Genomic DNA, 24,091 nt, shown 5'->3' on the forward strand with positions numbered 1-24,091 from the left:
GCCGACCAAGCCAGACGTCCGACTTGCCTGGCTGGTCGACTGGCGAGTCATAGCTCCGTCTGTCAGCGTCCCTTGAAGTGGGCCGCCCTTCGCTCGACAAAGGACTGAATGCCCTCGAGCATGTCCTCGCTGTTGAAGACGCGCTGCTTGATCTCGGGAATATAGCCGACAGCTTCCCGTTCCCCGGCATCGATATACTTCAGCGCCGCTTCCTTGGTCACCTGAATGCCGAGCGGCGCATTCCTGGTGATCAGCTCCGCTAGCTCCATCGCCCGCGCGATCTGGTGTCCCGGCTCGACAATTTCCTGCACGAAGCCTACTCTGCGGGCTTCTTCGGCGTCGTATTCGTCGCAGAGGAACAGGTGATACATCGCGTTGCCCCACCCTGCCCTGGTGAGATAACGAAAATGGGCGCCGCCGAGAGGAGCAATCCCGCGCCTCGATTCCATCTGGCAGAAGCGGCTGTCGGCGGCCGCGACCACGATATCGCCTGCGAGCATCATTTCGACCCCGATCGTAAACACGATGCCTTGCACGGCGGTGATGATCGGCTTGCGGCAGCGCCGCTTGAGCGCGAACACGTCGACATTTTGCTCCGGGATGTCGACCTTTTCTGCTTTCGGACCGAAGAACTTCGGCATGTCGAGGCCTGCCGTGAAGTCAGGGCCCTCAGCGCAGATGACGCCCACCCAATATTCGTCGCTGCGGTCCAGCACCGTCATGGCTTCAGACATCTGCAGCATCATCTGCGGCTGGAAAGCGTTCTTTTTGGCCGGATTGTCGATGATGATCTTGAACACATGGCCATGCGTCTCGGTACGAATCTGTCCCATCTCGACCTTTTGCTCGCCCATCGCGATTCTCACCTGCTCCCGTGTCCACACTGGTATTGTGACTTCGCGCCCACTCACACAAGATTTGGTAAACGGCGCTGGTGTGCTTGACGACCCCCGGTCCACGGGCATGGCGGCTTCGGCGGCGCCCGTGGTACGGGACCTCGATAATGAATGATTTAGGACCGATAAAGTCAGCGCCGGTTGTTTTGCCATACACCGCTGGTTTGCGATCACCTAAAGTGCTGAGAACTCTGCGGGTCGCAAGAAGCGGCCGCGAGGAGCCTGGACCGCAGGGAGAGGCGGGGAAAAAAGGAGATCGCGAGGGTTTGGGCGGCGGAGCGCTTGCCATAGGTCGTCGCGCCCGCAAGCAGGGGATCGTCCTTTGCGGCTGAAGGAAAGCGACCCGAGCGCGCCGGTTGGTGACCAGGACCGCGGCGTTGCCCAGCGTGAAGCTCAAGACCGGACCTATCCGGGCTGAGATCGACATCCTGCCGAACCGCGGCAAGACCGCGGACACTCACTTGGACGTCTCTATCGTCAGCCATCGTCATTGCGATCGGCGCGCTCCACGCGAATCCGTTGCGGCGAAAACACAGCCGCAAGGACTTGTGAGCCTGCCGCTGGCAGGTCCGGGGCCTGGAGCTTGCGCGCACGCAAGCCACCCCCAAGCCGCAGGTGGACAGTCCCAACCCGAGCAGGGTGCTGCATTGCGCATCATCGTCGAGACCGCGACGATCAGGCAGCTCATTAACCCGACATGGTATCATTCTTGCTAGTTTCGGATTAGCTTGATGGCGCGTGCGCTGGCTCGCAGCATTCGCGGATTCGTCAAGCCAATCCAACCACGAGGACGACATGGCCAAGAAAGCGAAGAAAGCGAAGAAGGCGAAGAAGACGGCGAAGGCGACCAAGAAGGTCGCCAAGAAGACCAAGAAGATGAAGAAGTAAGCGCGCGATTTTCTGCGCGCCCAAGCCGCCGCGGCGTCGTCACCACCGCAACGCTTTACGATGGTGACGCCGGACGTCTCGTAAGATAGTCCAGCGAAGCCGTAGCGACGAGCAGGCCGGCCCCATGTGCACACGGCTCGAGAAGCCTTTGGATTGATGCACATGGGGCTGGTTTTTCTGATCCGGCTTTCGGGTCCAGGCTCCGTCTCGCCGTCGGACCGGACGTGTCGGTAAGCCCCGAGCTTCCGTCGCTATCGCCCCGCGCCGCTCGCTTCGGTGGAGCAGACATCCGGGCGGCCTCCTCCGCCGATGCACTGCCGGTAGCGCCAGGGCTCGACAAAGCGTCCGCCCCACATGCCGCGCTGCTGTCCTCGTGCTTCGGCCTCGGCGGACGCGTAGGCGCCCTTGCTGTAGCGCGGCCAGTCGACCGCAAGTCCGCGCCGCACCAGCCAGTCCGCAAGGTCGATCTTGCCGGCGCTGCAGACCGCGACCGATCGCCCGTACCGGTCGCGGTCGACCTCCACGCAAGCCACCGTCTGCCTGCCGGTGAACTCGGCCAGCGCGTTCGCCGCGACCTGGCCGCAGCGATAGCTGCCGCCACGCTGGTCGCGGCAAAGCTGATCGTGTTCCGGCGCATCGATGCCGAAAAGACGCACGCGCGTGCCGCGGATTTCGATGGTGTCGCCGTCGATCACGCTGGCCTGCCCGGCCGTGTCGTCGGCGCGAACCTGGCTCGCCGGCATCGTCGCGGCAAGCAGCAATGCGAGCACGCTGGCTGTACGTGGCCCCGGTCCGCAAGTCCGGCTCGAACAGGTCCGGCGCGGCAAACTGCGGAACGGCCACGTCCGGCCCGACCTGACCGCGACCAGCGCGGGCGGCATCCCTTCTGGCTGGGATATAGCTATTGGCAACCGGTTTCCACCTCGCAGGATCTCAAGGCGTGCCAACGGCCAGCGACGAAACGAGCCGCGCCAGCACCAGGACGGTCGCGGTCAGCGTCGCTCCGCCGACCAGCACTTGCGCGAGGCAACGCTTCGCCATGGCACTGCCGTCAACAAAGAGGCTGAATGCATTCTGCATGGGTCCGGCTCCGCCGAATTCCGTGATCGAGCCGGACTCATAGTCTGAGTCGCGGGGCTCGCGCCTCAGGCTTATTTGCCGGGGCGTTAGGGTTTGATTCACGACTCGGGCGCTCCCGAATATGGCTGCGGCGGAGCTCGCCGCAGCCGAATCGACGCCGTCAACCGCCGGTAAACAAGTGCTCGATGCCATTCCAGCCTTCGGCGGCCTGCAAGGTCCTGGTGGCGTCGCAGGTCTGCGGCGGGAACGCCATAGAGCGCGGCACCCAGCCCTCGGCCTTGGCCCCGCCCGCGCCCTTGAGGCAGTCGCGGATGATCTTCCGCCGCACCTTGGCCGTTTCCGAGGCGTTGGCGGCGGCAACCCCGGCTCCCGCGACATGAGCGACCATGGCGTTAATCGCGCCACGATCCCGCACGAGGTCGAGCAAATGTCATCGGCCGCCTACGATCGCGCCACGTCGGGGTTCAAGAGAGGCTGACGGCGGCGATCTTGAGGTTGCTCAGCGTGTTGCAGGTCCATGGTCGGGTCTCCCTAGGTTAGCATGAAATGCGGGCCCAAGATCGAGAACAGCCTGGCCAACGGGCCCGGTTTCGGGAGGCGATGGATTGGCGACCGCGCGGCGGGGCCTCACGCCTCCTGCCCGTCAGGCGCTTCGTGTTCGGTGCTGGCGGGAGGGGGCGCGCGGAAGCCCAGCAGCAAGTCGGCCGCCCTGGATGCCTTGCTCGCGGCATGGAAGATCGCGCGGTTGTCGCCGCGCAGCACATCGATCCAGTTGCCGATGTAGTCGGCGTGCCGAACCGTTGGGGAAATTGAGAGCGTCGCGCAGACGAATGCCGCCGTCATCTCGGCGACCAGTTCCTCGCTGGCGTAGGCCTTCGACCCGAAACCGCCGGTCTGATCGCGCATCAACCGGCTGCCGTGCCCGGTCCAGTGCCCGAGCTCGTGGAACAGGGTGTGGTAGTAGTTGATCTGGTCGAAGAAGGCGGGCTGTGGCGGCAGCTGGATGTAGTCCCGCTCGCACTCATAATAGGCCCTCGTCTCCGCCGTGGCGGATATCGGCGAGGGTTGCGCGGGCGAGCGCCTCCGCCTCGGGCATGATCTCGCGTTCGGGCAATGGCGAGGGCGCGCCATGGCAATGGTCCGGCAGACCGTCGCATTGGGCGATGTTGAACACGGTGTAGCGGCGCAGGAACGCGACCGCCTGGGGTTCGCTCGCCTCGCCCAGTGCAGAGGATGCGTTACCCTGCGACTGCGTGCGGCGGTCCTTGGGAACGAACCTGTCGGCGTAGCAGATGCCGACGCCATGCTCGCCCTTTCGGACTGTCCCGCCGAGCGCGGCGGCCTGGCGGAAGGTGAGCCAGTGCTGCGAGGGATAGCCCGCATCGAACAGCCGGCCCCAGAGGATCAGGATGTTGATCCCGGAATAGCTCCGGCCGGTCGCCGCATTACGCGGCAGACCGATGGCGGATTCCTCCTTGCCGCTGCCCCAAGGCCGCACCCATGGCACGATGCCCTGCTCGAGTTCGCAGATGATGCGGACGGTGACGTCCTCATAAAGCGTCGCACGTGACTTGTCCGCGCTGTGGGTTTGCCGGCATGACATGGCCTTGGTCCTTGCCCTCTTCCCCGCACAGGTCCCCGGAGGTGGGGTGGGCGGCGAGAGCGACCGGACAGCCCCGAACGCAGAGGCAGGCCGCACCGGAACGGCCGGAGCGACAGCGGAGGACCGCGCGCAACGGCAGAGGGGGTCAAAGAGAGATTGGTCGGGGCGCGGTTGCGGCTTGCCGGTTCGGGGCTATACGGGAGCGCCGCCCACCCCGCCGATGGTGGCCAGAAAACCAAAAGTGCCGGCCGCCCAGGCCGGCTCACAATCGTCGTCGTAACTGCAGCGAGGCTTCCGGGTGACGCCGATCGTCAGATGAGCGAATTTCAGAGCGGACTTTTCCAATCGGCACATGTGCAGAGCGGAAGCGTGGCCCACCGCGCGCGCCAACGGTTCGGTCGACTGAAGAAAATCACGGTATTATGGCGCAAACGCCACAAGGCTCAGTTTGAAGTTTCTTCCCGGTATCGCGCAATCGCGCGCCGGAGCAATTCTCTGACAGCAGCCGCTCTATTTGGAAGTCGCTCGCGGAACCAGAAGTCTTCGATCGCCTTCCTATCGTCCTCTGACAATTCCACTTGAAGACGATACGGGCGCTCTGTCCGCTTCATTCCTCAAAACCTCCCGATCTCGCTTCATTGCGAAACCTGCCGCAAGCGTTAATGTGTCGAAAGGCCAAAGGCTCCAAAAGCGAGGGACCTATAATGCCGGCTTCGATCCGCAGCCACGGCTTCGAGGGGTCCCGCCTGCCCTACCTCCTGATGAAGGCCGGCCTGTTCCATGAAGCGCATCGTGCGCTCGACGAGTGCCTGCGCTGCTCGAGATTCCTGCCCACATTGATCGCACCGTCCTGTCGGTCCTATTGGAGCGGGCCCGACAAGTCATCAGAATCTGGGCCGAGCAGTCCCGGTTCGAGCTGAAACTCAAGCGCCACAGCTATCGCTGGAGCGACGGCGCCGACGGCCGGCCGCGGTCCTGGTACGTCGATGTGGACGAGGCCGGCCGGACGGCAGAGATCGAGGACCTGCAGAGAAACGTCCATCAGCGGGAGCTCCAGGTGCGAACTCAGGTCCTGACGGCCTTCGACCGCTTTTCCATCACGGCCTAAGGGAACAAAGAACCAGACGAGCACGCTCGGCAGCGCTTCCGCCAAGATCCAAGTCGCGGCAGCACCGTTACCATCCGCAGGAGCGCTCCTCCATCTCAAGAAGCCACGGGTGATACCGCGCAGTTGGTTTTCTCACTGGCGCGGTAGGCTTGCCTTGCTGTGGTTCGTTCAAGGTATGGGACAGCGCTATCGCAAATTCCTACGCCATAGTCGATCGCCCAGGTAAGGCACGTGGTGAGAAGAATGTCCGCCGTCGTGAATTGGTCGCCCATGAGATAGGTTCGCCCATCGCGCAATGCGACATCGACGTTTCGGAGTTGGCCACGAAAGTACTCACCGGCCTGCTGCACGACCTCTGGCGCATGACCGTAAATGTGCGCCAATCCCTTCACCGTTCCGTGCCGCCGCATCACATACAGGCTGGTCGAATCGAGTTCGGTGACGATGAAGAAGCACCACTCCAGCCACTTCGCGTAACCATCCGGATCCAGCGGCACCAGCGGATTTTCGCGGGTCCCGTAGCGACGCGCGAGGTAGGCGACGATCGCGGCGCTTTCGCCGATTGTGAGGTCGTGGTCCTGAAGCAGCGGAATTTTCTGTCGCGGACTAAGTGCGGTAAATTCAGCCGTCTTGGTCTCACCCGTCCGCGGCTGAATCGGGCGCATCTCGTATTTGAGCCCGAGCTCATGCAGCGCCCAATGCGGACGGATCGTGCGAGACGTCCCGACTCCCCAAAGGATGATATTGGGATCCATGTCACCAGGCCTCCACGCTCGGCCGCAAGTCAAGCTCATGCGTCCAGCCATCGCGGCTCTGCTGATGGGCGAACCAATAGGCCTCAGCGATCGAGGATGTCCTGGTCAGGCTGTCAGGCTTGATGGTCGAAAGATCCACGCCCGCAGCCTTCATGCGTTCGTGGATGGCCACGCTATCGACGCCTGCGTCTATGATGAGGTGCATGACGTGAACGCCTTTCGGCCCAAGTTCACGCGCCATGGCCTGCGCCACCGCCCGCAGTCCGAATTTGGCCGCGGAGAACGCCGCAAACCCCTTGCCGCCGCGGAGACTAGCGGTCGCACCCGTGAACAGGATCGTACCGCGCCCGCGCGGGACCATGTGCCGCGCGGCTTCCCGGCCGACGAGAAATCCGGCGTAGCAGGCGAGCTCCCAGGCTCTGGTGAAGAGCTTCTCGGTGGTTTCGAGCAGCGGCTTGTTCACGTTTGATCCGGCATTGAACAGGCAGACCTCGATCGGCCCCACCTCCTGTTCGACCTTCGTGAACAGCGCTTGCACCGCCTCCTCGCTGCGGGCATCGACCGAGAAGGCGTGGAAGTCACAGCCCTCCTTCCTGAGCTCCTCGCCGAGTTGATCCGACTTCGCGGCATCCCGCCTCGCGACGCACACGGCAAAGCCGCCCAGCGCGAAACGTCTTGCAACGGCGGCGCCGATGGCGTCGCCTGCGCCAACCAGCAATGCGACCTTTTTCGTCTCAGGCATGTTCGTGCTCCTTTACGATCGCAACCCGCACGGCCTTGTCCGCGATCATTCTTTCGATCTCGGCATCGGAATATCCGAGTTCGCAAAGCACCTCGCGGCTGTGCTCGCCGATCCGCGGCGCCGGTCCGCCGATCGCGGACTGATTCAGCGAAAACTGGGCTGCAGGCTTCGGCTGCCGAACGCGGCCGACGCCCGGTTGCTCGAACTCGGTGATGATGCCTCTGGCGACCACCTGTTCGTTCTCGATGATTTCCGACCGGCGCAGGATCGGCGCGCACGGCACATCGGCCGCGTCAAGTCGCGCGAGCCAGTCTGCCGTGGTGCGCTGGCCGATATATTCCTGCATCTTGTTGATCCGTGCGGTGGCATTCAACGAGCGCGCGGTCGGTGTCGCAAAGCGTTCGTCCCTGGCGAGCTCCGGGTCGCCCGAGGCCTTGCAGAACCCCTGCCACTCCGAATCCGAGATCGTGCCGCAGGTCAGGAAGCCGTCGAGCGTCTTGAACACCAGATCTGGCCGGTCGTTGGGGTCGGCGGCGGTCTGCTCCTTGCCGACGACCGTGTACTGCATCATCCCCTCGGGCCAAAGGTAGGAGATCATCACATCGAGCATCGCGACGTGGATGTGATCGCCAAGCCCGGATTTCTCCCGCGCATACAGAGCAGCGGCCACGGCCTGCGCGGTCATTACCGCCGTCGTCTTGTCGCAGACGATTGTCCGGATCATCTGCGGCCGATTGGTCACCGGCTGCGACTGAATGTCCGCGAAGCCGGACAGGCCCTGGACGATCGGATCATAGACCCGCTTCTTGACGTAAGGCCCGTGGTCTCCGACCCCGCTGATCGACACGTAGATCAAGCGGGGGTGGCGCTTCCGCAGGTCGTCCACGCCGAGGCCGAGCCGCTCCATCGTTCCCGGGCGGAAATTTTGTACCAGAACATCCGCTTGGGCGACCAGCCGCGCCAGGATGTCCCGCCCGGCGTCGGACTTGACGTCGACGGAGAGCGAGCGCTTGCCTCGATTGGAAGAGATGAACAGCGCGGAAAACTCGCCGGCCCGGTCAATGGTTGCCCGGCTGCGGCGGGTGATGTCGCCTCCGATCGGCTCGATCTTCAGGACATCGGCCCCCTGATCCGCGAGAAACATCGTTGCAAAAGGCCCGGATACGACTCCGGTCAGATCCAGCACACGGACGCCGTTCAGTGGTCCCGGCATTGAACTCTCCTTTTTTGGCTTCAGAACTCTGTAAGTGCCTCGAATTGTCAGATGCTCAGATACGTGCGGCGCATCGCCTCATCGGAATCCAGCGCAGACATCGTTCCGGCAAATTGGACGCATCCCTGGCTGAGCACATAGGCCCGCTGCGCGAGCCGCAGCGCGAGCTGATAGTTCTGCTCGACCAGCAGAATGGGCGTGCCCTCGTCCCTGATCAGTTCAAGGACATCAGCCAGATGGTCGACGATCACCGGCGCCAGCCCTTCGCTCGGCTCATCCAGGATGAGAAGGTCGGGACCGCAAAGAAGTGCGCGTCCGATCGCCAGCATCTGTTGCTCGCCGCCAGACAACTGGCCGCCGAGACTGCTGCGGCGCTCCGCGAGCCGCGGAAAGAGGCCGTAGACATAGTCCGCGGTCTTTCTCGACCGGCGACCGCGCGACGCTTTCACCGCAATGCCGAGGTGTTCATCAACGGTTACCGACGGAAAGATGCCGCGATCTTCCGGGACATAAGCGATGCCCGTCCGCGCAACCCGATAGGTCGGCAACCGCTCGATCCGGCGATCCCCAAACACCACCTTGCCCTTGCGCGACGGAACGAGGCCGACGATGGCCTTCAGGGTCGTGCTTTTGCCGGCCCCATTGCGGCCCAGAAGCGCCACACATTCCCGCGAGCCGACGGTGAGCGACACGCCCTGAACCACATGACTGTCGCCGTAATAGGCGTGGAGGTCTTCAACCTCTAGCATGACGGCGCCCCAGGTAAGCCTCGATGACTGCCGGATCCTCCTGAATATCGCGACGCGTTCCTGTGGCCAGAACCTTGCCATAGCTGAGCACGGTGATGATGTCGCAGGTCGCGAACACGACATCCATGTCGTGCTCGACCAGCAGAATCGTCAGATCCTTTGGCAGTCTGTTGATGAGATCGATCAGCCGGGCGCGTTCCTGGGGCGAAGTTCCGGCCGCGGGTTCGTCCATCAGGAGAATCTTCGGCTTCGCGCACAGCGCCAGCGCCACTTCCAGCTGCCGTTTCTGGCCGTATGACAGATGCGTAACCGGCACCTCGAGAATGTCGGTCAGGTGCATCCATTCCGCAGCCTGCCGGGCCTGCTCGAACAGATCGCCGAATTCCCGCTTCGAGCGCCAGAAGACGCGGCGGCACGGATGAAAAGCCTGGCAGGCGACCCTGAGATTCTCCACGACCGTCAGATCTTCCAGCAACAAGTTGCGCTGGAACGAGCGCGCAATACCGGCGTGAGTCACCTCTTCCGGATGGGTTGCGACGGCCTGTCCGTCAATCAGCACTGCGCCACTGGTCGGCGTCAGCCAACCCGTGATCAAGTTGAGGAAGGTGGTTTTTCCCGCGCCGTTCGGCCCGATCACCGCGCGCCGCTGCCCGGGCGGCACCGTCAGGTTGAGGTTCGAGATGACATCGAGCCCGCCAAACGCCTTGTGCAGACTTCTGACCTCGAGCGTGCTCATGGCTTGCTCCGAAAGGCCGATTTGAATGCCTCAACCACGCCGTTGCGAAAAAACGCGACCACCAGCATGAAGAAAATGCCGAAGAACAGCATGTACTCGGTGGTAAGGACACTGAGCCCCTGCTTCGCGAGGACGAAGACGGCCGCGCCGACCAGCGGACCAGCCACGGCCGTCGTGCTGCCGATGATGACCATCAGGACCCCCTCGCCGCTCAATTGCCAGCTCATCGAATCCGGATTGATGAAGTAGGTATATTGAGACTGCAGGATGCCGGCGACGGCACAGGTGACAGCCGCAACGACGAACGCGCCGACCTTGTAGCTGCTCACCGCGTAACCCATGGCTGCCGCGCGTCTTTCGCTTTCGCGGATGGCGGCCAGCACACTGCCAAACGGCGACTCGGCGATCCGCCACACGGCTGCGACGGCGAGCATGGTGACCAGGAGGATGTAATAGTAGAAGACCACCGGACTATCGGCGTTCAGGCCGAGCAAGCCGAGATCGGGCCGTGGGATGCCCGACATGCCGTCCGAACCGTTGGTCAACCGGAGCTTGATCGCGGCACCGTAGAACATCTGCGAAAACGCGAGCGTAATGAGCAGGAACTCGACACCGCGGGTCCGCGTGCAGACGGCGCCGATTGCGGCTGCCAGTGTCGCAACCAGGACCAACGTCGCAGGCACCGACAGCCACAGCGGCAGCCCCAACACCGTCGTCCCGATTCCTATGCCGTAGCCGCCGAGACCCAGGAACATTCCCTGCCCCAGCGAGACGAGCCCGGTGGTGCCGACGAGCAGGTTTATTCCTGAAGCAAATATTGCTGCGATCATGATCTCGATCGCCAGCGTTGTGGCGTAGGAGGTCGACAGCCAGGGAAGCGCCAGCGCCCCCAGAACGGCGGACCCAACCAGCACAAACGTGGCACGGCGGACCTGAGCTGCGGGAGAAATATCGTCCCGCGCCGTCGTTCGAGCAATCGTGACCTCCTCGCTCATGCGACGCGCTCTACGTTGCGGAACATGCCCTGCGGGCGGACGATCATGACGCCGATCAGAAGGGCATAGATCGCGAACATCTCGACCTCGGGCAGGTATGCCTGCGACATCGCATTCGTCATCCCGACAATCAGCGACGCATAGAAGGAGCCTCTGAGATTGCCCAGTCCGCCAACCACCACCACGACAAACGTCTCGACGACGATGGTGATGCCCATTTGCGAATAGACGCTCGTGAGCGGCGCTGCGATGACGCCCGCCAGGCCAGCCAGCGCGGCGCCGAGGCCGAACACCGCCGCAAACAGCGCGTTGATGTTCACGCCCAGCGCCGTCACCATCGCGCGGTCGTCGACGCCAGCGCGCAGCGTCGCCCCGAGCAGCGTCCGGTCGAAGACGAAGGTCAAGCCGGCGGCGACCGAAAGACCGACGCCGATAATGAACAGCCGGTAGACCGGGTAGGATATGCCAAGCAGGCTGACGTGGCCCGCCAGCGCTGGCGGCGTCGGTACGGCCAGAAAAGCGGATCCGAACAACCATTCGACGGCTCCGGCCGTCGCGAACAGCAGGCCGAACGTGAGTAGCGCGAGATCAAGATGGGTGGATCGGCCACGTTCGGCCAGCGGCTGCAGCAGCATCGACTGCAGCACGGCACCCAGCACCAGCGGCAACAGCGGCCCCAGCAGCAACGCGAGCCAGAACGAGCCGGTGGCACTCGCAACGGCAACACCGCAATAGGCCCCCAGCGTGAAAAACGCGCCGTGCGCGAGATTCAGGATGTTCATCAAACCGAAAATCAAGGTGAGGCCTGCGGCAAGAAGGTACACCAGCATGCTGAGTTGTAGACCGTTCAGTACCTGCGTGAGGAAAACCTGCATCTGACTGCGCTTTCACTGAATCCGGTTCAGAAGGACTTCGTGCATCCCGGCAAATCCTCGGCGCCGGCAAACTCGTCCACATAGGTCGGCAGGAGATTGCCTGCCGGATCCTTCTTGATCTTCACCACGTAGACTTTCTCGAGCAGCGCGCTATTGCTCGCATTGAAACGGACCTTTCCCCGCGGCGAGTCGAAGACAAGACCTCGCATGGTCGCGATGAACTGCGATTTGTCCGCCGGGATCCTGCCGCCCAGCTTCTCCAGGGTGAGCATGATGGCTTTTCCGTTGTCGTAGCCGAGTTCGGCGTTGACTTCCGGATCCTGCCTGAACATCTCGCGGTATCTCGCGACGAACCTTTCGTTCGCCTCGGTCTTGGCGGTCGGCAGGTAGGTCGTGATGAATTCCGGCCCGACGATCAGATCGCCAAGAGCCGACCAGTTAAGCTGGTCGTATATCCAGTGGTCGCCCACCAGCGGGAGCTTCTCGCGCAAGCCGAAGTCGGCATGTTGCTTGACCAGTTGGACGGCTTCAGCACCGGCGTAGAATGAGTAGATGATTTGCGCGCCCGAATTGCTCGCCTGGGTCAGCGCGGCGCCCCAATCCTTGGTTTTCTGGAACGGCGTCCAGATTTCCTGAACGATCTTGCCGCCGGCCTCCTGGAAACCGCGCTTGAACGCATCCAGGAAAGAGTGTCCCGCGGAGTAGTCGGGTCCCATGATAACGGCGGTACGGATGCCGTGGGTCGCCCAGTATTTGCCCGAGTTGTACTGAAACCCGTTGGCGCTGAACGAGGTGCGGGCCACGTAAGGGCTACAGAATTTGGCTGTGATCTCGTCCGCGAAAGTGTTCACGAGAACCAACGGCGTTGCCGCCTTATCTGCCAATCCCGAAACCGCGATGCCGACGCTCGAGCTGACCACACCCGCGACCAGGTCGACCTTCTCGAGCTGAACCAGGCGATTGAACTGCTGAACGCCCACGTTCGGTGTCAATTCGTCATCGGCCCGGACGACTTCGACGCGCCGACCTCCGACGCTGTTTCCGTATTCGGCGAGAGCGACCTGGAAGCCTCGATCGATCCCTTCGCTCGGAACCGCGTAGACCCCCTTGTACGGAAGCATGAGGCCAATCTTCAGAGGAGGCAGATCCTCGGCGAGCGCGACCTGCGACGCAGCGCCCGCGGCAAACAGCATTGCAGCCGCCAAAATGCCTGTACGCTTCATCCGCGTCCTCCCTCAGCTCATCTCCCGCGGCGCCCGCCTTCGCGGATGGGCTGCCACGCCCGAGCTCTACAAGGACACGTGATGCAATACTTCCGTCAGAGGGCCGGCATTTGCCAAAAAGCGCCGCAAAGCGACATGGTGCGTCAGGACAGACGGCTACGGCGAAACGCCGACGGGGTCATTCCGGTTGCGTGTCGGAAGCTGGTAGAAAAGTGCTGCGAATGGCTGAAACCGGATGCACAGGCAATGCTCGTAAGGTCTTCGTCCGAGCCGGTCAGCCGCTGTTTGGCGTCTTCTATGCGCAGATTGAGCACGTGACGGTGGGGCGTCGTCCCCGTGCTTTCCTGAAAAGCTCGCAGGAAGTGGCGCCTGCTCAGTCCGGCAACGCCACTCAAATCGTCCAGCGAAATGGGCTCCGCCAGGCGGGCCCTGATATACTCATCCAGTTGCGCCAGAACCCGCGCGCTGAGGCCGCCACGCGATACGATCTTTTCCGCGCCGGCGATCTCAGTGATGCGCGCCAAATGGGCCAAGGCTTGGGCACCCCATCCCTCCGCAAAGAGCTCAAACACATTGTCCGGCGCCAACGCCTCCCGGCGGAGCTCTTCCAGGCCCCTCGTCAACTGTTCGTGGGCAAAGCCCACCAGCGGACGATCGATGTTGGTCTTGAGGCGGTCATACACGAACGCCGGATCGAGAAACACGACGACGTAGTCAAGCGACGGGCCGACACTCCATTGACCTTGGATCTCCATACCCGCTGGAAACAGCGCGAGATTGGCTCTTCCGCTGAAACGATGGGCGGCATTGCAGCCGTCAATCATGCCTTGGAGATTTTCGGCACCACGTCGAAACCAGAACAGCGTGACCTCGGGCTGCCGGAAGTGCCACTCCATCTTCGGCCGGGACACCCGACGCAGAACCTCGATCCGCATGGCATCGGTGTTGGTGATCTTCGACGAAACGAGATCGCCCCCGACCATCCGCACGAATGAATTGGGCGCATGAAGCGCGGTCATGCCTTCCTCCCTTTCGACACGTCCTTCTTTGGGATCGCTATAGCGACGTCAGTTCCAATATAGAATGCACAAAATCACTCACCAATCCAGTGATTTATCGGCAGCCACACCCGTCGCTCACCCATTTCAGCACCAAACGATCGGGTTTGGCGCGTGCGACAATGCTGCGATCCCGGAGTCTCGGGCCGAAGCCCTGCGGAGGCGAGAAAGAAGGCAACCGGCGAGAGAGCAGTGATAGCGACGCGGGCATGCAATGCCCGCGGGCACCGAGGCGACTGCAGTCGCGAGACCGGTTAACAAGGCACCCGAGCGCGGGACAGCGATAGCGACGCCGGCATGCAATGCCGGCGGGGCCCGCGAGCGAGTGCCTCCGGCGAGCGACACATGATGCTGCGCGAGGTATCGAAGCCGGATGGAGACGCCGCGCGGCTCGGTTCACGAGAGCCTGCTGCGGCGAAAGCCGCACGCGCGCGGACAAAGTCCGAGAAGACGCGAATTCAGGGAATTCGGATTTCTTCCCGAGCCTTGGTCTCCGCGTCATAGATTCTAACCTGGAGCCTCGGAAAACGCTTCTTGAGCTCTTCTCCGCCTGCCCTGGCACCGGCCTCCGTTGCAAATTCGACCTTCAGCCGACCATCCACTTCAAGCCCGTAACCCGTAGCTGGCGATTTAGGAGTGGCTGCAACCATATCGTCCCCGTCGTGCAGTGAAGGCAATCGAGAGCGATTTGGTAGCGTGAGTCGCCCAAACCAGGCTAGCGGCACTTCAGCCAATGACCAGATTGTCCGCCTTCATCGATGAGGGATGGGCGTTCGCATCATCCGAGCACGCCGCCGCCGTCGGCGCTCCGCGTCGACCACACGAAATCCTGCTGCCCAAGCTGGCTGCGGCGCTTGGGCGTCAATCGCACCGGGCAGCACCAGAAAGCCCGAGCCGCCGTGCCTCTCTCATGCAGTGCCGCGCCGGCTCCAACGGCTTGCACCTTGCCGTCTCCGACTAGAACATAACCGTCCTCGGTCATCCGGTCCGGAAGAACAATCGTTCCTGTGAAAACGCAGTGGGCCATGTGTCTCTCTTCTTCATTGCTCTGTGTCTCGCCGCCCGCAACGTTAGTGGAAGGCTACCGGCGCGACCGATCCGGATCGGCCAAAGCCACCGATAGGAAAAACCAGATGCAGTGAACGCCGCAGATCGCCGCCACCCGCGGCGACTTTCCTGCCGCGGCTCCGGGCACGCGCGACCAAAATCTCGGCATCGATCCTGGCTTGCCCATTCGGACGGCTTCAATTATGTATAGACATGTTCGAATGAGGATCGTCGGCATGCATGACCGGGCACTCGTCTTCGACGGGATCGGACAGGACTTTCCGTCACCGGGGCAGCGGAACAAGGTCCGCGTGCTCGACGGCATCAGTTTCGACGTAGACCACGGCAAATTTGTCGCCGTGATCGGTCCGAGCGGCTGCGGCAAGAGCACGCTGTTGCAGATGGCCGCCGGCCTCTTGATCCCGACCCGCGGTGCGGTGCATCACCGCGGTCGCAAGATCGGGTCGATCAACACTGAAGTCGGCTTCGTGCCGCAGCAGGCCCAGCTGTTTCCCTGGAAGACCCTTGCCGAGAACGTCGAACTGCCGCTGCTGCTCCGCGGCGTCGCAGCCGGCGAACGGCGCCAGCGCGTCGCCAGCGCCCTCAATTCGGTCGGGCTCAAGGGCTTCGAGCAACATTTCCCTAGCCAACTCTCGGGCGGCATGCAGAAGCGCGGCTCAATCGCGCGCACACTGGTCTATCGCCCGGATATCATTCTGATGGACGAGCCGTTCGGAGCACTCGACGCGCAGACGCGCATGGTGATGCAGAGCGATCTGCAGAGCCTCTCGATGGAGGCTGGTGCGACCGTGATTTTCGTGACCCACGACATCACCGAGGCCGTGTTGCTGGCCGACCATGTCGTGGTGCTGAGCCAGCGGCCGTCGCGGCTGCTCGCCAATATCCCGATCGATCTGCCGCGGCCGCGCAACATGTTCGAGCCGTTCCGCAATCCAGGCTTCGAGGCCGCCTACGACGCGGTCTGGACCGAGTTCCGCTCGCAGATCGATACCGGACGGGTTCATTGACGGAGGGCAAGCCGATGACCGACACGGCGTATGACGCCCCTTCCGGCAACCCCACCGCGCGCCGAAGCCTCGCTGCGAGCGCAGCAAAACCGCTGCAATGGTTGCTGAAACTGCTGCCGGGGATTGTGCTGCTGCTGTTCTGGCAATGGGCATCCGGCCGTCTGATCAAGGAGATCTATGTCAGCAAGCCGACGGCGGTCGCCCAACGGCTGTACGAGCTGTTTGCATCCGGCGAGATTTATCCTCATCTGTGGACGACCGGCCAGGAGCTCGTGTTCGGTTACATCATCGGCGTGGCCGGCGGGGTCATCGGCGGCTATGCGCTCGGCCGGTCGCCGCGGCTTGCGCGAATCTTCGAACCCTATGTGATGGCGTTCTATGGCATCCCCAAGATTGCGCTGGCGCCGCTGTTCATCATCTGGTTCGGCATCGGGATGGGATCGAAGATCGCGCTCGCCGCGATCATGGTGTTCTTCCTCGTCTTCTATAACGTGTTTGCGGGCGTGCGCAGCGTCGACCGTGAGCTCGTCAACCTCACGCTGATTATGGGCGCGAACCAGCGTCAACTCACCAGCCACGTATTCCTTCCGGCCGCGGCGCCGTATGTGATGCTCGGCATGCGGCTTGCGATCCCCTACAGCGTGATCGGCGTGATCGTCGGCGAGTTCACCTCGTCGGCGCAGGGGCTTGGCCTGTTCATCCACGAGGCGTCGTCGACCTATGATCCGGCCGGCGTCTTCGCGGGCATCGTGATCCTGCTTGCATTCGTCACCGTCGCCAACGTTCTCGCAGGGCGCCTGGAGCGCAGGCTGCTACGCTGGCGCGCGCTGTCGGGTGCCGGCCCCGCCGACATCTGAAGAAGACCGGAGACCATCATGCGCAAGACCATGAACCTGGCGAGGCTGGCCGTCGTCGGCGCTGCATTGGCGCTGTTGCCTGATTCGGCGACGGCGCAACAGGCGGTGCGGATCGGGCTCGGCGCACCGACCTTGAGTTTCCTGCCGATCTGGTCGGCGCGTGCGCTGGATACCTTCAAGTCGCAAGGGCTGAGCGCCACCGTGGTTGCCCTGCCCGGCGGCGACGCTTCGGCACTTGCGGCGCTCGATGCCGGCGATATCGAGCTTGCCGCGGTCGGCCCCGACGCGACCCTGCGTGCCGTGGCGAAGGGCCAGCCATTCGAGATCGTCTACTCGCTGATGTCGAAGGTCACGCTTCAGCTCACCGTCTCGAAGCCGCTTGCGGAACGCACCGGGGTGAAGCCGGCTGATCCGCTCGAGAAGCGGATTGCGGCGATCAAAGGCGGCCTGGTCGGCGCCACCGCGCTTGCCGGCGTGCAAGAGATTGCGGCGCGCTGGCTCGCCGGCAAGGGCGGGCTCGATCCAAAGGCCGATCTCAAGGTCGCACAGGTCGGCAATCCGACCGCCATCCAGGCCGCGATGGAAGCGAAGCGGATCGACGCCTTCCTGCTGTCGCCGCCGGAAGGCTTCTTGGCCGAGAAGGCGGGCACCGGCATCGTGCTGATATCGCTCGGCGACGACTTTCCGCTGCTCGCCAATCAGCCCTATCTCGTGCTCGTCGCCAAGAAGCCGATCAGCCCCGCAACCGCCGACCTCATCACCAGGACAGCCAAGGCCCTCCAGCTGGCTAGCGCCACGACGGTCAGCAAAACCGACGAAACCGCCGAGGCAATCCACAAGCAATTTTTCCCCAAGGCGGATCCGCAGGCGATTGCGGCCGCGGTGAAAGTCATGAGCAGCGGCGTCGCCGGTGGCGGCAGCATCGACGTCCAGAGCATGCAGAACGCGCTGACTTTCGCCAAGGAAGTCGGCACCAGTTTCGGCAAGGAATTCGATGCCAAGGCATCCGAGAACGATCTGTGGACCAACCGCTACGTCGATGCCGCCAAGGCGAAGCAATGAGCAAGCCTAGAGCATGATCCGGAAAAGTGCGAAGCGGTTTTTCGAAAAGATCATGCTCAAACAAAGAGCTAAAGCGCGATGATTCAGCCTAATCTCATCGCGCTTTAAGCCTGACCGCTCGGCGTGAATCGCGCGACGAGGTCGTAGAGATCGGCGGGATGCGTGAAGCGCACCGCGGTAATCGGCTCGCCGCTGCGCCAGGTCCATCGCTCGATGACAAGGCAGGCTGCCCCGATTTCGATGGAGAGTTCGGCGGCAACCGCCGCGTCGGCATTGCGCGCCGAGATGCGATGCTCGGCTTCGGTCCACGGCACATGGTCGACCAGCCAGGTGCTTGGCGGTACCTGCGAAAAATCCTGCGTGGCGGCATCCGGCACCGCCTTGAGATTGAGCAGCCGGTCCTCCAGTGCGAACGGCTGGCCCGCGGCGTCGTGACGGCAGCGCAGCGCGATGATGGGTTCGCGGAGGTGAACCTCGAGCCGCCCCCTGTCGTCGCGCGTTGCGCCACGCTGCTGCCGTTCGAGCAGTTCGTAGTCGTATTGCTCGCCGCGATTCTCGACCTCCGCCTTGAGGTCCGGAATCTGCAGCACCGCGGAATGCACTTTCGGGCGTGCGACGAAGCTGCCGGCGCGGCGCCGGCGCTCGACCAGGCCGGAGGCTGCCAGCGCCGAAAGCACCTTGTTTGCGGTCATCCGCGCGCACGAATAGGTGTCCATCAGTTCGTGCTCGAATGGCAGACGGTAGCCGGGTGGCCATTCGCCAGACAGAATGCGCCGCTCGATGTCGTTGCGGATGCGTTGATGGAGAGTGCCGCCTGCCGACCCTTTCCGTTTCGATAGTGTTGTCATTCTGTCAGTAAGCCCTGAAGTCGCCGGCGGAAGACAGCCGCGATCGACTCTCCCCCGTCATGCCTGCCCTTTGTCACAACCTTGCGGCCTGATGTCCAGACGCAGTCCACCACCGGGCGCGCGCAGCGGAATATCCAGCCATCAAGGACGTCGTCGCCGGACCGGCCGGCCAGCGCCATCGTGCCATCGGTCGACGCGGTTTGTGGCGTCGCCATGATATTGCGCGCGCAGCGCCAGGCGCTGCGAAAATTCCAGCTGGCGCAGTTCGTCGGCCACGCCGATCAGCACGTTGGAATCGGACCCGACGCCAAATCGGCCTCCGCTTCCGCAATAGCTCGGCGCATCGAAGATGCCGTCGCCGACGATCGACACGCTCACATCGCGCGACCATCCGCTTGGAAGCGGGGCCTGCTCGAAATGCAGCTCGGACAATCCGCTCTCCCTTGTCGGCGGCCTGGACAGCCTCCGCCTCGGTGTAATATGTATAGACAAATATAGGCTTTCTGCCAAGCCAAAGGCTCGCTGCCAAGGCGGCCGACGGAGAAGTATTGGACCTTCAATATCACGACAGTCGCTGATCGAGCTGGCATCAGTGCCGGCCTGCCATGCTTTCTGCGGGTCCGAGGGTCTCGGCGGCACGACGGACGCGGCGCAGCGTGTCGCCCGCGTGCTTTGGAACAATCCGACGAGCGGCGTGATGCGCCATGCCGAGGCTGGCTATGAGACCGCGATCGATTGTGCGAGGTCCAACAATCTCGACCTCCCAAGCCTGGCTGAGGACGCCATGAGGATCATCCGCGCCGCCGATTATCGTCCGACGCCCTGGAAGAATGGCGGCGGCGAAACCACCGAGATCGCGGTCGAGCCCGCCAATGCCTCGCTCGACGATTTCGATGGCCCGGGTTGCCGCCGACGGCCCGTTCTCCGAGTTCGCCGGCATCGACCGGAGCCTTGCCATCGCGGCCGGCCGCGGACTAGCGTTGACGATCGGCGATTGTCCGGAGGTCGTGCTCGATAGCACCTCGGAGCCGGTCCGGTTTGCGGGCGACACGCCGACCTCGGCGAGCCTGCTGGCCGGTCCGATCGTCGATCTCAACGCGATGACACGGCGCGGCCGGTTCGACCACCGCCTGCAGCGCGTGAGCACCTCCACGAATTGCGACTTCGGCGATCATGACATCGCTGCGATCGTCGCGCCTTGCGACGAGGTCAGCCTGGTCGCGCGGCAAGGAACGGTGACGCTGATGCGCGGCGATGCCGCCATCCTGACATCCGCGGCCGACGCTCCCTGCCTGATCGTGCCGGCTCCGGCGAGCGCGTGCTATCTTGTGCTGCTGCGCGAAACCCGCCGTCAGCCCGGCTCGGCGTAGCCAGCCGCGCGCGCCGCGGCGTCCCAGCGCAGCATCAATTGATAGTCGTCGATCTTGACCGGGGCGAAGCCGTCGAGACAAAGCCGGTCCCGCAAATCGGCGCAGGCCTGCGCTTCACCGAACGTTGCGAGCGCCTCCCGCAATCGGACCACAACGCCATCGGGACATTCGGCCGCCGCCACCAGGAACGGGATCGGCGCAGGATTGGTCGTCGCGACGATCCTGATCTTCGGCGAGAGATCAGCCTCGTGGCGCAGCATCAGGTCCAGCGCGTAACTGTCGAGCGGCCCGACATCGATGTCGCCCGCCTGCAACGCATCGAGGACACGGCGCGGGGTCGTCAGCGGTCCGACGCTCTGCCGATAGAGCCTTGCACCGCGCTGCTGGTAATACGGCAGCAGATGGTGCCGCAGCGCGTTGTAGCCGGAATGGGAATCCGCGACCGTGTATCCGATCCGGCCACCGAACGTGTCCTCGATCGTATCGAACCTCGAATCCGCGCGAACCAGCAGCCGCGTCGCGTAGAACGGACGTCCGCGCGCCGGCGCCCCGGCCGGAACAGGAGCTGCGACCGGCCGTGGCCGGCGCGCCGCCAGCATGAACGGATATCCGCACATGAAGGCGCAGGCGAGATCGTTGCGCGACCACAAATCGGACAGTGGCAGCGGAAAAGCGTGGGCGATGACGTCAAGCTCGACGCCGGTCTCGCGCGCCAGCCAGCCGAACAGCTCTTTCCAGGCTGCGGCTGCCGGTGAATTGACCGAGTACATTCGCGCATTGGCAACAAAGCGCATGTTCGAATGCCTCCACGGCAGGATCAGGCAAAGCGCAGGCGTTGGCCGACGCCGATCCGCTCGGCCTTCTCCAGCATTGCATGACCCAGCGCAATGTCGGAGAGCGACAGTCCGCGATGCCACAGCAAATTCGTCTCGGAATCGGTTTCCCGCCCCGGCTTGAGGCCGGCGACGATCTGGCCAAGCTCGGCGTGCAGCGTCGTCTCGGACAGCTTGCCGGCCTCGACATGGGCGCGAAGGCTGCCGAACTTGCCGCCCTTGCATTGTCCCCAATCGTCGACGACCAGCTTTGCCATGATGTCGGTCAGCGACAACTCGATCGCGCTCATCGTGCCGTAAGGCACGACGAAGGCGCCCTGTTTGATCCATTCGGTCTTCAGCATCGGCGTCGGCCTGTCGAGGCGCGACGCCTCGACGACAATGTCGGCGCCCTCGACGCAGCCTTTCCAGTCCTCTGTCGCGACGACTTTCTTGCCGAGATCGCGGCTCAACCGCTCCGCAAAGCTGTTGCGGCTTTCCGCGCGGCGCGAGTGAACGCGAATTTCCTCGAAATCGAACAGATGATCGAGCAGCCGCACGTTCCAGTAGGCGGTGCCGCGGGCGCCGATATGACCGAGGATCTTCGAGTTCTTGCGCGCGAGATATTTGGCGCCGATCGCAGTGACCGCGCCGGTGCGCATGTCGGTTATGCCGCTCGCATCCATGATTGCCTGGGGTGCACCGGTGCGCGGATCGAACAGCGCGAGAATGCCAAGCTCGGAATGCAGGCCGAGCTTGTAGTTGTCGACGAAGTCGCCGACGATCTTGACACCGGCCCGGTCGATCGGAGGCTTGATCGCCCCGCGCAGCACGTTGAAATGGCCATTGGCCGCGCCCGGCTCGAGATGCATGCGCGGCTCGATCACAGTGTCACCCCTGCCCTGGGCAGCCAGGCTGGTCTCGATCGCCGCGAGGATTTCCTGGTCGGTGATCTCTAGCTCTTCGATGTCGAGGCGATTGAGATAGGCGATGTAGATGGGCGGCATACCAAGGTCCCTCGATAATATGTCTATACATTACCTTCGGACAAGTCGGTGTCAATCGCCCAGGATTGGGACGGACAGCTCCGGTGACATCGTCAGCGGGAACGATGCCGGCGGCGCCCGGAATCCACCGCCCGATGGGCGGTATTTTTTCATCACTTGAGCCCGGCGATCCATAGGTCGCCGTCGCCGGTGCGAGCCGCAGGGCCTCGCTGTCGATCTTGAGGCCGCGGAAATCTTCTGCAGCGGGTCAGATAGCGAGGACCGCGGGCCCCGAGGCGACCGCAGTCGCGAGTCCGGATAAAGGCACCCGAGCGGGGGACGGCGATGGCAACGCGGGCATGCAATGCCGACGGGGCCCGCGAGCGAGTGCCTCCGGCGAACGACACATGATGCTGCGCGAGGGATCGAACCCGGATGGCCGAGACGCCGGGCGGCTCGGTTTACGAGAGCCCGCAGCGGCAAACAGCGGCATGCGCACGGGATAAACCCTGACAGATTAGTGAGCGTGCGCCGCTTCACGAACGCCTCACCGCGCCCGTGAAGCGCGACTGATCGTTACGGCCAGATCGCGTTCAGCAGATTTGCAAGCCGAGCCCCTGCCTTCGCCAGTTGCTCACGCTTGATCTTGTCGCGGGCATCTGCATAAGCGGCGTGATCGGGAAACGTGATCGACCAGCCGCCCTTCGGATGAGCGGTGCTCGGCTGCACCCTCGCAAAGGTTGCGCCGGCAAAGGCGCGCGGCGCAAGCTTGATGGTGTCGCTCGCCCAGGCAAACGACCAGTTCTCGATCCGATCGTTGTCCCTGGCGACCTGCTGCGCGGCTGGCAGCAGATCGGAGGCCTGCGCGACATGGAAATTCGTCGGCGGTGCATCCCACGCCGAGTGGAAATTCTTATTGTTGTCGAGGATAGCGTTGCCGCCGATCGTCTCGGTGGCCGGATCGATGGTGTGGGTGATGTCAGGATCGACCAACTGCCCCTGCATGTCGAGATAGACGGACCCGACATGCAACGGCTGATGCAGGTCGCCGATCAGGTGAGCGAGAAGAAAGATCGCTTCTGCCTTCGTGGCGACCTTGAAGGGAGGCGGCGACGGACGATCGAGCAGGACCGCGATCGCCGCGTTGATCGCCGCGACAATGTCGTGGTCGTTGGTGCCCTGGAAGTTGCGGTCGAAACGGTCACGCTGAATGGCGACGTCATCGAAATGGTAGGTGTTGTGACATCCCATTTCCTCGTCGAACTCGTGACCGTTCTCCTTGCGGTGAACCGTGTAGCTACACTGGACGAAATTACGCCCGACATAGGCTTCCATCAGGTCCCTGGCATCCTTGAACGGCGTGCAAGGAGCTTCAAAGGCTTCCTCCACCACATATTTGAAGGTGCCGTCGTCGAGCCGATGGACGCTCTTCACGCAGTCGAGCCAGGGAGCTGCGGTGCGCAGATCAACGCCCAGGATCGCCGCGACCTTCGCCTTGGCGTTCGCGGACAGCATGGCGTCGGCGATCGCACCTACAATCTGATGGCCCTCGGCATTCCAGGCTTTTGCCTGCTGCGCCGTCAGGAGAAAAAACAGCACCGGCAGCGTGGCGAGAAATTTCCGCATGGCGAGGCCCTTTCGGCTGCTGCCGGATAAGACACGCTCAGGTAGATGATGTCAATCTATTCGCGCTGGGTAGTGGCCCCACCTCTCGATCAGGTCGCGAAGACCGCATTTGTCCCGACTGAACCCTGCGCTGGAACCGTGGGCTTACTCAAAATGCTGAGCTGAACAGCGAGCCGAGCTATGTTACAGCTGGCGAACGACAGGCGTGTACCGGTCGTCGCCAAGCTCACGGCTCGTTTCGCTTCCCCCGTTCGGACTTCGCGACGGCCTCGACAAATTCAAGGACCGCGTTTCGATTGTTGGGATCTTCAATTTTCGCGAATGCCCGCAGAAGTCTTAGAGCCTGCAATTCCTTTAACAACATCGATCTCATTCATTCCTCCGCCCCCCACTATTACGCAAGTGCGGGGGAGTCGTCGGTCTCAATTTGCCCTTGGGCAGAACACCGTAGTCTTACGGCTTACGCGCTCGCGGAAGCATAAGGCGAAGCCGCTGGATCAATGCCCCCGATGAGTCCAACCCGAAGTCGACCTC

The 24,091-nt window shown here is 63.1% G+C and carries 22 protein-coding genes and 3 pseudogenes; 6 read left to right on the plus strand and 19 right to left on the minus strand.

The window, feature by feature from the left end; all coding sequences use genetic code 11:
* Positions 1-62 precede the first annotated feature (62 nt).
* The 5 genes and pseudogenes from CI41S_RS21885 to CI41S_RS21900 form a co-directional block, all read right to left on the minus strand.
* Positions 63-1,049 carry a crotonase/enoyl-CoA hydratase family protein gene (locus tag CI41S_RS21885; RefSeq protein WP_244626626.1) on the minus strand — a complete coding sequence of 329 codons (987 nt, stop codon included), beginning with the start codon at positions 1,047-1,049 and terminating at the stop codon, positions 63-65.
* A gap of 986 nt (positions 1,050-2,035) precedes the next feature.
* A complete protein-coding gene (locus CI41S_RS21890) occupies positions 2,036-2,554 on the minus strand; it encodes a thermonuclease family protein (RefSeq protein WP_244626627.1) in 519 nt (172 codons plus the stop codon).
* A gap of 163 nt (positions 2,555-2,717) precedes the next feature.
* Positions 2,718-2,864, minus strand: coding sequence for a hypothetical protein (locus CI41S_RS43605; RefSeq protein WP_172628129.1), 147 nt, complete (start codon positions 2,862-2,864; stop codon positions 2,718-2,720).
* Between the two features lie 160 nt (positions 2,865-3,024).
* On the minus strand, positions 3,025-3,252 hold the full coding sequence (locus tag CI41S_RS21895) for a hypothetical protein (RefSeq protein ID WP_139861531.1): 228 nt from the start codon (positions 3,250-3,252) through the stop codon (positions 3,025-3,027).
* A 239-nt stretch (positions 3,253-3,491) separates the two neighbouring features.
* A pseudogene (locus CI41S_RS21900) lies at positions 3,492-4,467 on the minus strand (ArdC family protein).
* A gap of 805 nt (positions 4,468-5,272) precedes the next feature.
* Between CI41S_RS21900 and CI41S_RS21905 the strand changes: the two are divergent.
* Positions 5,273-5,575 carry a hypothetical protein gene (locus CI41S_RS21905; protein WP_244626628.1) on the plus strand — a complete coding sequence of 101 codons (303 nt, stop codon included), beginning with the start codon at positions 5,273-5,275 and terminating at the stop codon, positions 5,573-5,575.
* Positions 5,576-5,670: 95 nt separating this feature from the next.
* Here CI41S_RS21905 and CI41S_RS21910 read toward each other — a convergent pair whose 3' ends face one another.
* The 9 genes from CI41S_RS21910 to CI41S_RS21950 all read right to left on the minus strand — a co-directional run bounded on the left by CI41S_RS21910 (position 5,671) and on the right by CI41S_RS21950 (position 13,882).
* Positions 5,671-6,330, minus strand: a complete 660-nt coding sequence (locus CI41S_RS21910; RefSeq protein WP_139861532.1) for a glutathione S-transferase family protein — start codon at positions 6,328-6,330, stop codon at positions 5,671-5,673.
* A 1-nt stretch (position 6,331) separates the two neighbouring features.
* Complete coding sequence (locus tag CI41S_RS21915; protein ID WP_139861533.1) at positions 6,332-7,072, minus strand: SDR family NAD(P)-dependent oxidoreductase; 741 nt, start codon at positions 7,070-7,072, stop codon at positions 6,332-6,334.
* The gene (locus CI41S_RS21920; RefSeq protein WP_139861534.1) at positions 7,065-8,285 is read right to left on the minus strand and encodes a CaiB/BaiF CoA transferase family protein; all 1,221 of its coding nucleotides are present in this window, start codon (positions 8,283-8,285) and stop codon (positions 7,065-7,067) included. The genes CI41S_RS21915 and CI41S_RS21920 overlap by 8 nt, the downstream gene beginning before the upstream one ends.
* A gap of 47 nt (positions 8,286-8,332) precedes the next feature.
* Entirely contained in the window at positions 8,333-9,034 is a 702-nt protein-coding gene (locus CI41S_RS21925) for an ABC transporter ATP-binding protein (protein WP_139861535.1), read from the minus strand.
* On the minus strand, positions 9,021-9,770 hold the full coding sequence (locus tag CI41S_RS21930) for an ABC transporter ATP-binding protein (RefSeq protein WP_139861536.1): 750 nt from the start codon (positions 9,768-9,770) through the stop codon (positions 9,021-9,023). Before CI41S_RS21930 ends, CI41S_RS21925 begins: the two co-directional genes overlap by 14 nt.
* The gene (locus CI41S_RS21935; RefSeq protein ID WP_139861537.1) at positions 9,767-10,765 is read right to left on the minus strand and encodes a branched-chain amino acid ABC transporter permease; all 999 of its coding nucleotides are present in this window, start codon (positions 10,763-10,765) and stop codon (positions 9,767-9,769) included. Before CI41S_RS21935 ends, CI41S_RS21930 begins: the two co-directional genes overlap by 4 nt.
* A complete protein-coding gene (locus CI41S_RS21940; RefSeq protein WP_139861538.1) occupies positions 10,762-11,640 on the minus strand; it encodes a branched-chain amino acid ABC transporter permease in 879 nt (292 codons plus the stop codon). Before CI41S_RS21940 ends, CI41S_RS21935 begins: the two co-directional genes overlap by 4 nt.
* A gap of 26 nt (positions 11,641-11,666) precedes the next feature.
* Positions 11,667-12,863: an ABC transporter substrate-binding protein gene (locus CI41S_RS21945; protein ID WP_244626629.1), complete on the minus strand. Its 1,197-nt coding sequence runs from the start codon at positions 12,861-12,863 to the stop codon at positions 11,667-11,669.
* A 143-nt stretch (positions 12,864-13,006) separates the two neighbouring features.
* Entirely contained in the window at positions 13,007-13,882 is an 876-nt protein-coding gene (locus CI41S_RS21950; RefSeq protein WP_139861539.1) for an AraC family transcriptional regulator, read from the minus strand.
* A gap of 1,322 nt (positions 13,883-15,204) precedes the next feature.
* On the opposite strand from CI41S_RS21950, the gene CI41S_RS21965 reads away from it, so the two are divergent.
* The 3 genes from CI41S_RS21965 to CI41S_RS21975 are packed head-to-tail and all read left to right on the plus strand — an operon-like array spanning position 15,205 to position 17,915.
* On the plus strand, positions 15,205-15,996 hold the full coding sequence (locus CI41S_RS21965; protein ID WP_172628130.1) for an ABC transporter ATP-binding protein: 792 nt from the start codon (positions 15,205-15,207) through the stop codon (positions 15,994-15,996).
* A 14-nt stretch (positions 15,997-16,010) separates the two neighbouring features.
* A complete protein-coding gene (locus CI41S_RS21970; RefSeq protein WP_139861543.1) occupies positions 16,011-16,853 on the plus strand; it encodes an ABC transporter permease in 843 nt (280 codons plus the stop codon).
* Positions 16,854-16,871: 18 nt separating this feature from the next.
* Entirely contained in the window at positions 16,872-17,915 is a 1,044-nt protein-coding gene (locus tag CI41S_RS21975; RefSeq protein ID WP_139861544.1) for an ABC transporter substrate-binding protein, read from the plus strand.
* Positions 17,916-18,019: 104 nt separating this feature from the next.
* On the opposite strand, the gene hutC is transcribed toward CI41S_RS21975, so the two are convergent.
* Together hutC and CI41S_RS21985 are read right to left on the minus strand one after the other, a co-directional pair.
* Positions 18,020-18,763 carry a histidine utilization transcriptional repressor HutC gene (gene hutC, locus CI41S_RS21980; RefSeq protein WP_139861545.1) on the minus strand — a complete coding sequence of 248 codons (744 nt, stop codon included), beginning with the start codon at positions 18,761-18,763 and terminating at the stop codon, positions 18,020-18,022.
* Between the two features lie 141 nt (positions 18,764-18,904).
* Entirely contained in the window at positions 18,905-19,135 is a 231-nt protein-coding gene (locus CI41S_RS21985) for a hypothetical protein (protein WP_139861550.1), read from the minus strand.
* A gap of 262 nt (positions 19,136-19,397) precedes the next feature.
* On the opposite strand from CI41S_RS21985, the pseudogene CI41S_RS44510 reads away from it, so the two are divergent.
* Both CI41S_RS44510 and CI41S_RS21995 read left to right on the plus strand, forming a co-directional pair.
* Positions 19,398-19,538 (plus strand): annotated as a pseudogene (locus CI41S_RS44510) (hypothetical protein); the annotation flags it as partial.
* A gap of 9 nt (positions 19,539-19,547) precedes the next feature.
* Positions 19,548-20,133: pseudogene (locus CI41S_RS21995) on the plus strand (HutD/Ves family protein).
* Here CI41S_RS21995 and CI41S_RS22000 read toward each other — a convergent pair.
* From CI41S_RS22000 to CI41S_RS22010, 3 genes are all read right to left on the minus strand, one after another.
* Entirely contained in the window at positions 20,115-20,927 is an 813-nt protein-coding gene (locus CI41S_RS22000) for a phosphate/phosphite/phosphonate ABC transporter substrate-binding protein (RefSeq protein ID WP_139861551.1), read from the minus strand. The pseudogene CI41S_RS21995 and the gene CI41S_RS22000 sit on opposite strands and share 19 nt — an antisense overlap.
* A 23-nt stretch (positions 20,928-20,950) precedes the next feature.
* Positions 20,951-21,952: an ornithine cyclodeaminase family protein gene (locus tag CI41S_RS22005; RefSeq protein WP_139861552.1), complete on the minus strand. Its 1,002-nt coding sequence runs from the start codon at positions 21,950-21,952 to the stop codon at positions 20,951-20,953.
* A gap of 555 nt (positions 21,953-22,507) precedes the next feature.
* Entirely contained in the window at positions 22,508-23,557 is a 1,050-nt protein-coding gene (locus CI41S_RS22010; RefSeq protein WP_139861553.1) for a S1/P1 nuclease, read from the minus strand.
* Positions 23,558-24,091 lie beyond the last annotated feature (534 nt).

Origin of the sequence: Bradyrhizobium ivorense, from assembly GCF_900696085.1 — a bacterium.
GTDB classification, from domain to species: domain Bacteria; phylum Pseudomonadota; class Alphaproteobacteria; order Rhizobiales; family Xanthobacteraceae; genus Bradyrhizobium; species Bradyrhizobium ivorense.

Excerpts from the sequence above, each read along its gene's own strand:
- CI41S_RS43605 (WP_172628129.1), bottom strand. The coding sequence starts at position 2,864 with ATGCAGAATGCATTCAGCCTCTTTGTTGACGGCAGTGCCATGGCGAAG.
- CI41S_RS21930 (WP_139861536.1), bottom strand. The coding sequence starts at position 9,770 with ATGAGCACGCTCGAGGTCAGAAGTCTGCACAAGGCGTTTGGCGGGCTC.
- CI41S_RS21965 (WP_172628130.1), top strand. The coding sequence starts at position 15,205 with ATGCATGACCGGGCACTCGTCTTCGACGGGATCGGACAGGACTTTCCG.
- CI41S_RS21895 (WP_139861531.1), bottom strand. The coding sequence starts at position 3,252 with ATGGTCGCTCATGTCGCGGGAGCCGGGGTTGCCGCCGCCAACGCCTCG.
- CI41S_RS21885 (WP_244626626.1), bottom strand. The coding sequence starts at position 1,049 with ATGGCAAAACAACCGGCGCTGACTTTATCGGTCCTAAATCATTCATTA.
- CI41S_RS22010 (WP_139861553.1), bottom strand. The coding sequence starts at position 23,557 with ATGCGGAAATTTCTCGCCACGCTGCCGGTGCTGTTTTTTCTCCTGACG.
- CI41S_RS22005 (WP_139861552.1), bottom strand. The coding sequence starts at position 21,952 with ATGCCGCCCATCTACATCGCCTATCTCAATCGCCTCGACATCGAAGAG.
- CI41S_RS22000 (WP_139861551.1), bottom strand. The coding sequence starts at position 20,927 with ATGCGCTTTGTTGCCAATGCGCGAATGTACTCGGTCAATTCACCGGCA.
- CI41S_RS21920 (WP_139861534.1), bottom strand. The coding sequence starts at position 8,285 with ATGCCGGGACCACTGAACGGCGTCCGTGTGCTGGATCTGACCGGAGTC.
- CI41S_RS21970 (WP_139861543.1), top strand. The coding sequence starts at position 16,011 with ATGACCGACACGGCGTATGACGCCCCTTCCGGCAACCCCACCGCGCGC.
- CI41S_RS21940 (WP_139861538.1), bottom strand. The coding sequence starts at position 11,640 with ATGCAGGTTTTCCTCACGCAGGTACTGAACGGTCTACAACTCAGCATG.
- CI41S_RS21910 (WP_139861532.1), bottom strand. The coding sequence starts at position 6,330 with ATGGATCCCAATATCATCCTTTGGGGAGTCGGGACGTCTCGCACGATC.
- hutC (WP_139861545.1), bottom strand. The coding sequence starts at position 18,763 with ATGACAACACTATCGAAACGGAAAGGGTCGGCAGGCGGCACTCTCCAT.
- CI41S_RS21935 (WP_139861537.1), bottom strand. The coding sequence starts at position 10,765 with ATGAGCGAGGAGGTCACGATTGCTCGAACGACGGCGCGGGACGATATT.
- CI41S_RS21925 (WP_139861535.1), bottom strand. The coding sequence starts at position 9,034 with ATGCTAGAGGTTGAAGACCTCCACGCCTATTACGGCGACAGTCATGTG.
- CI41S_RS21915 (WP_139861533.1), bottom strand. The coding sequence starts at position 7,072 with ATGCCTGAGACGAAAAAGGTCGCATTGCTGGTTGGCGCAGGCGACGCC.
- CI41S_RS21950 (WP_139861539.1), bottom strand. The coding sequence starts at position 13,882 with ATGACCGCGCTTCATGCGCCCAATTCATTCGTGCGGATGGTCGGGGGC.
- CI41S_RS21945 (WP_244626629.1), bottom strand. The coding sequence starts at position 12,863 with ATGAAGCGTACAGGCATTTTGGCGGCTGCAATGCTGTTTGCCGCGGGC.
- CI41S_RS21975 (WP_139861544.1), top strand. The coding sequence starts at position 16,872 with ATGCGCAAGACCATGAACCTGGCGAGGCTGGCCGTCGTCGGCGCTGCA.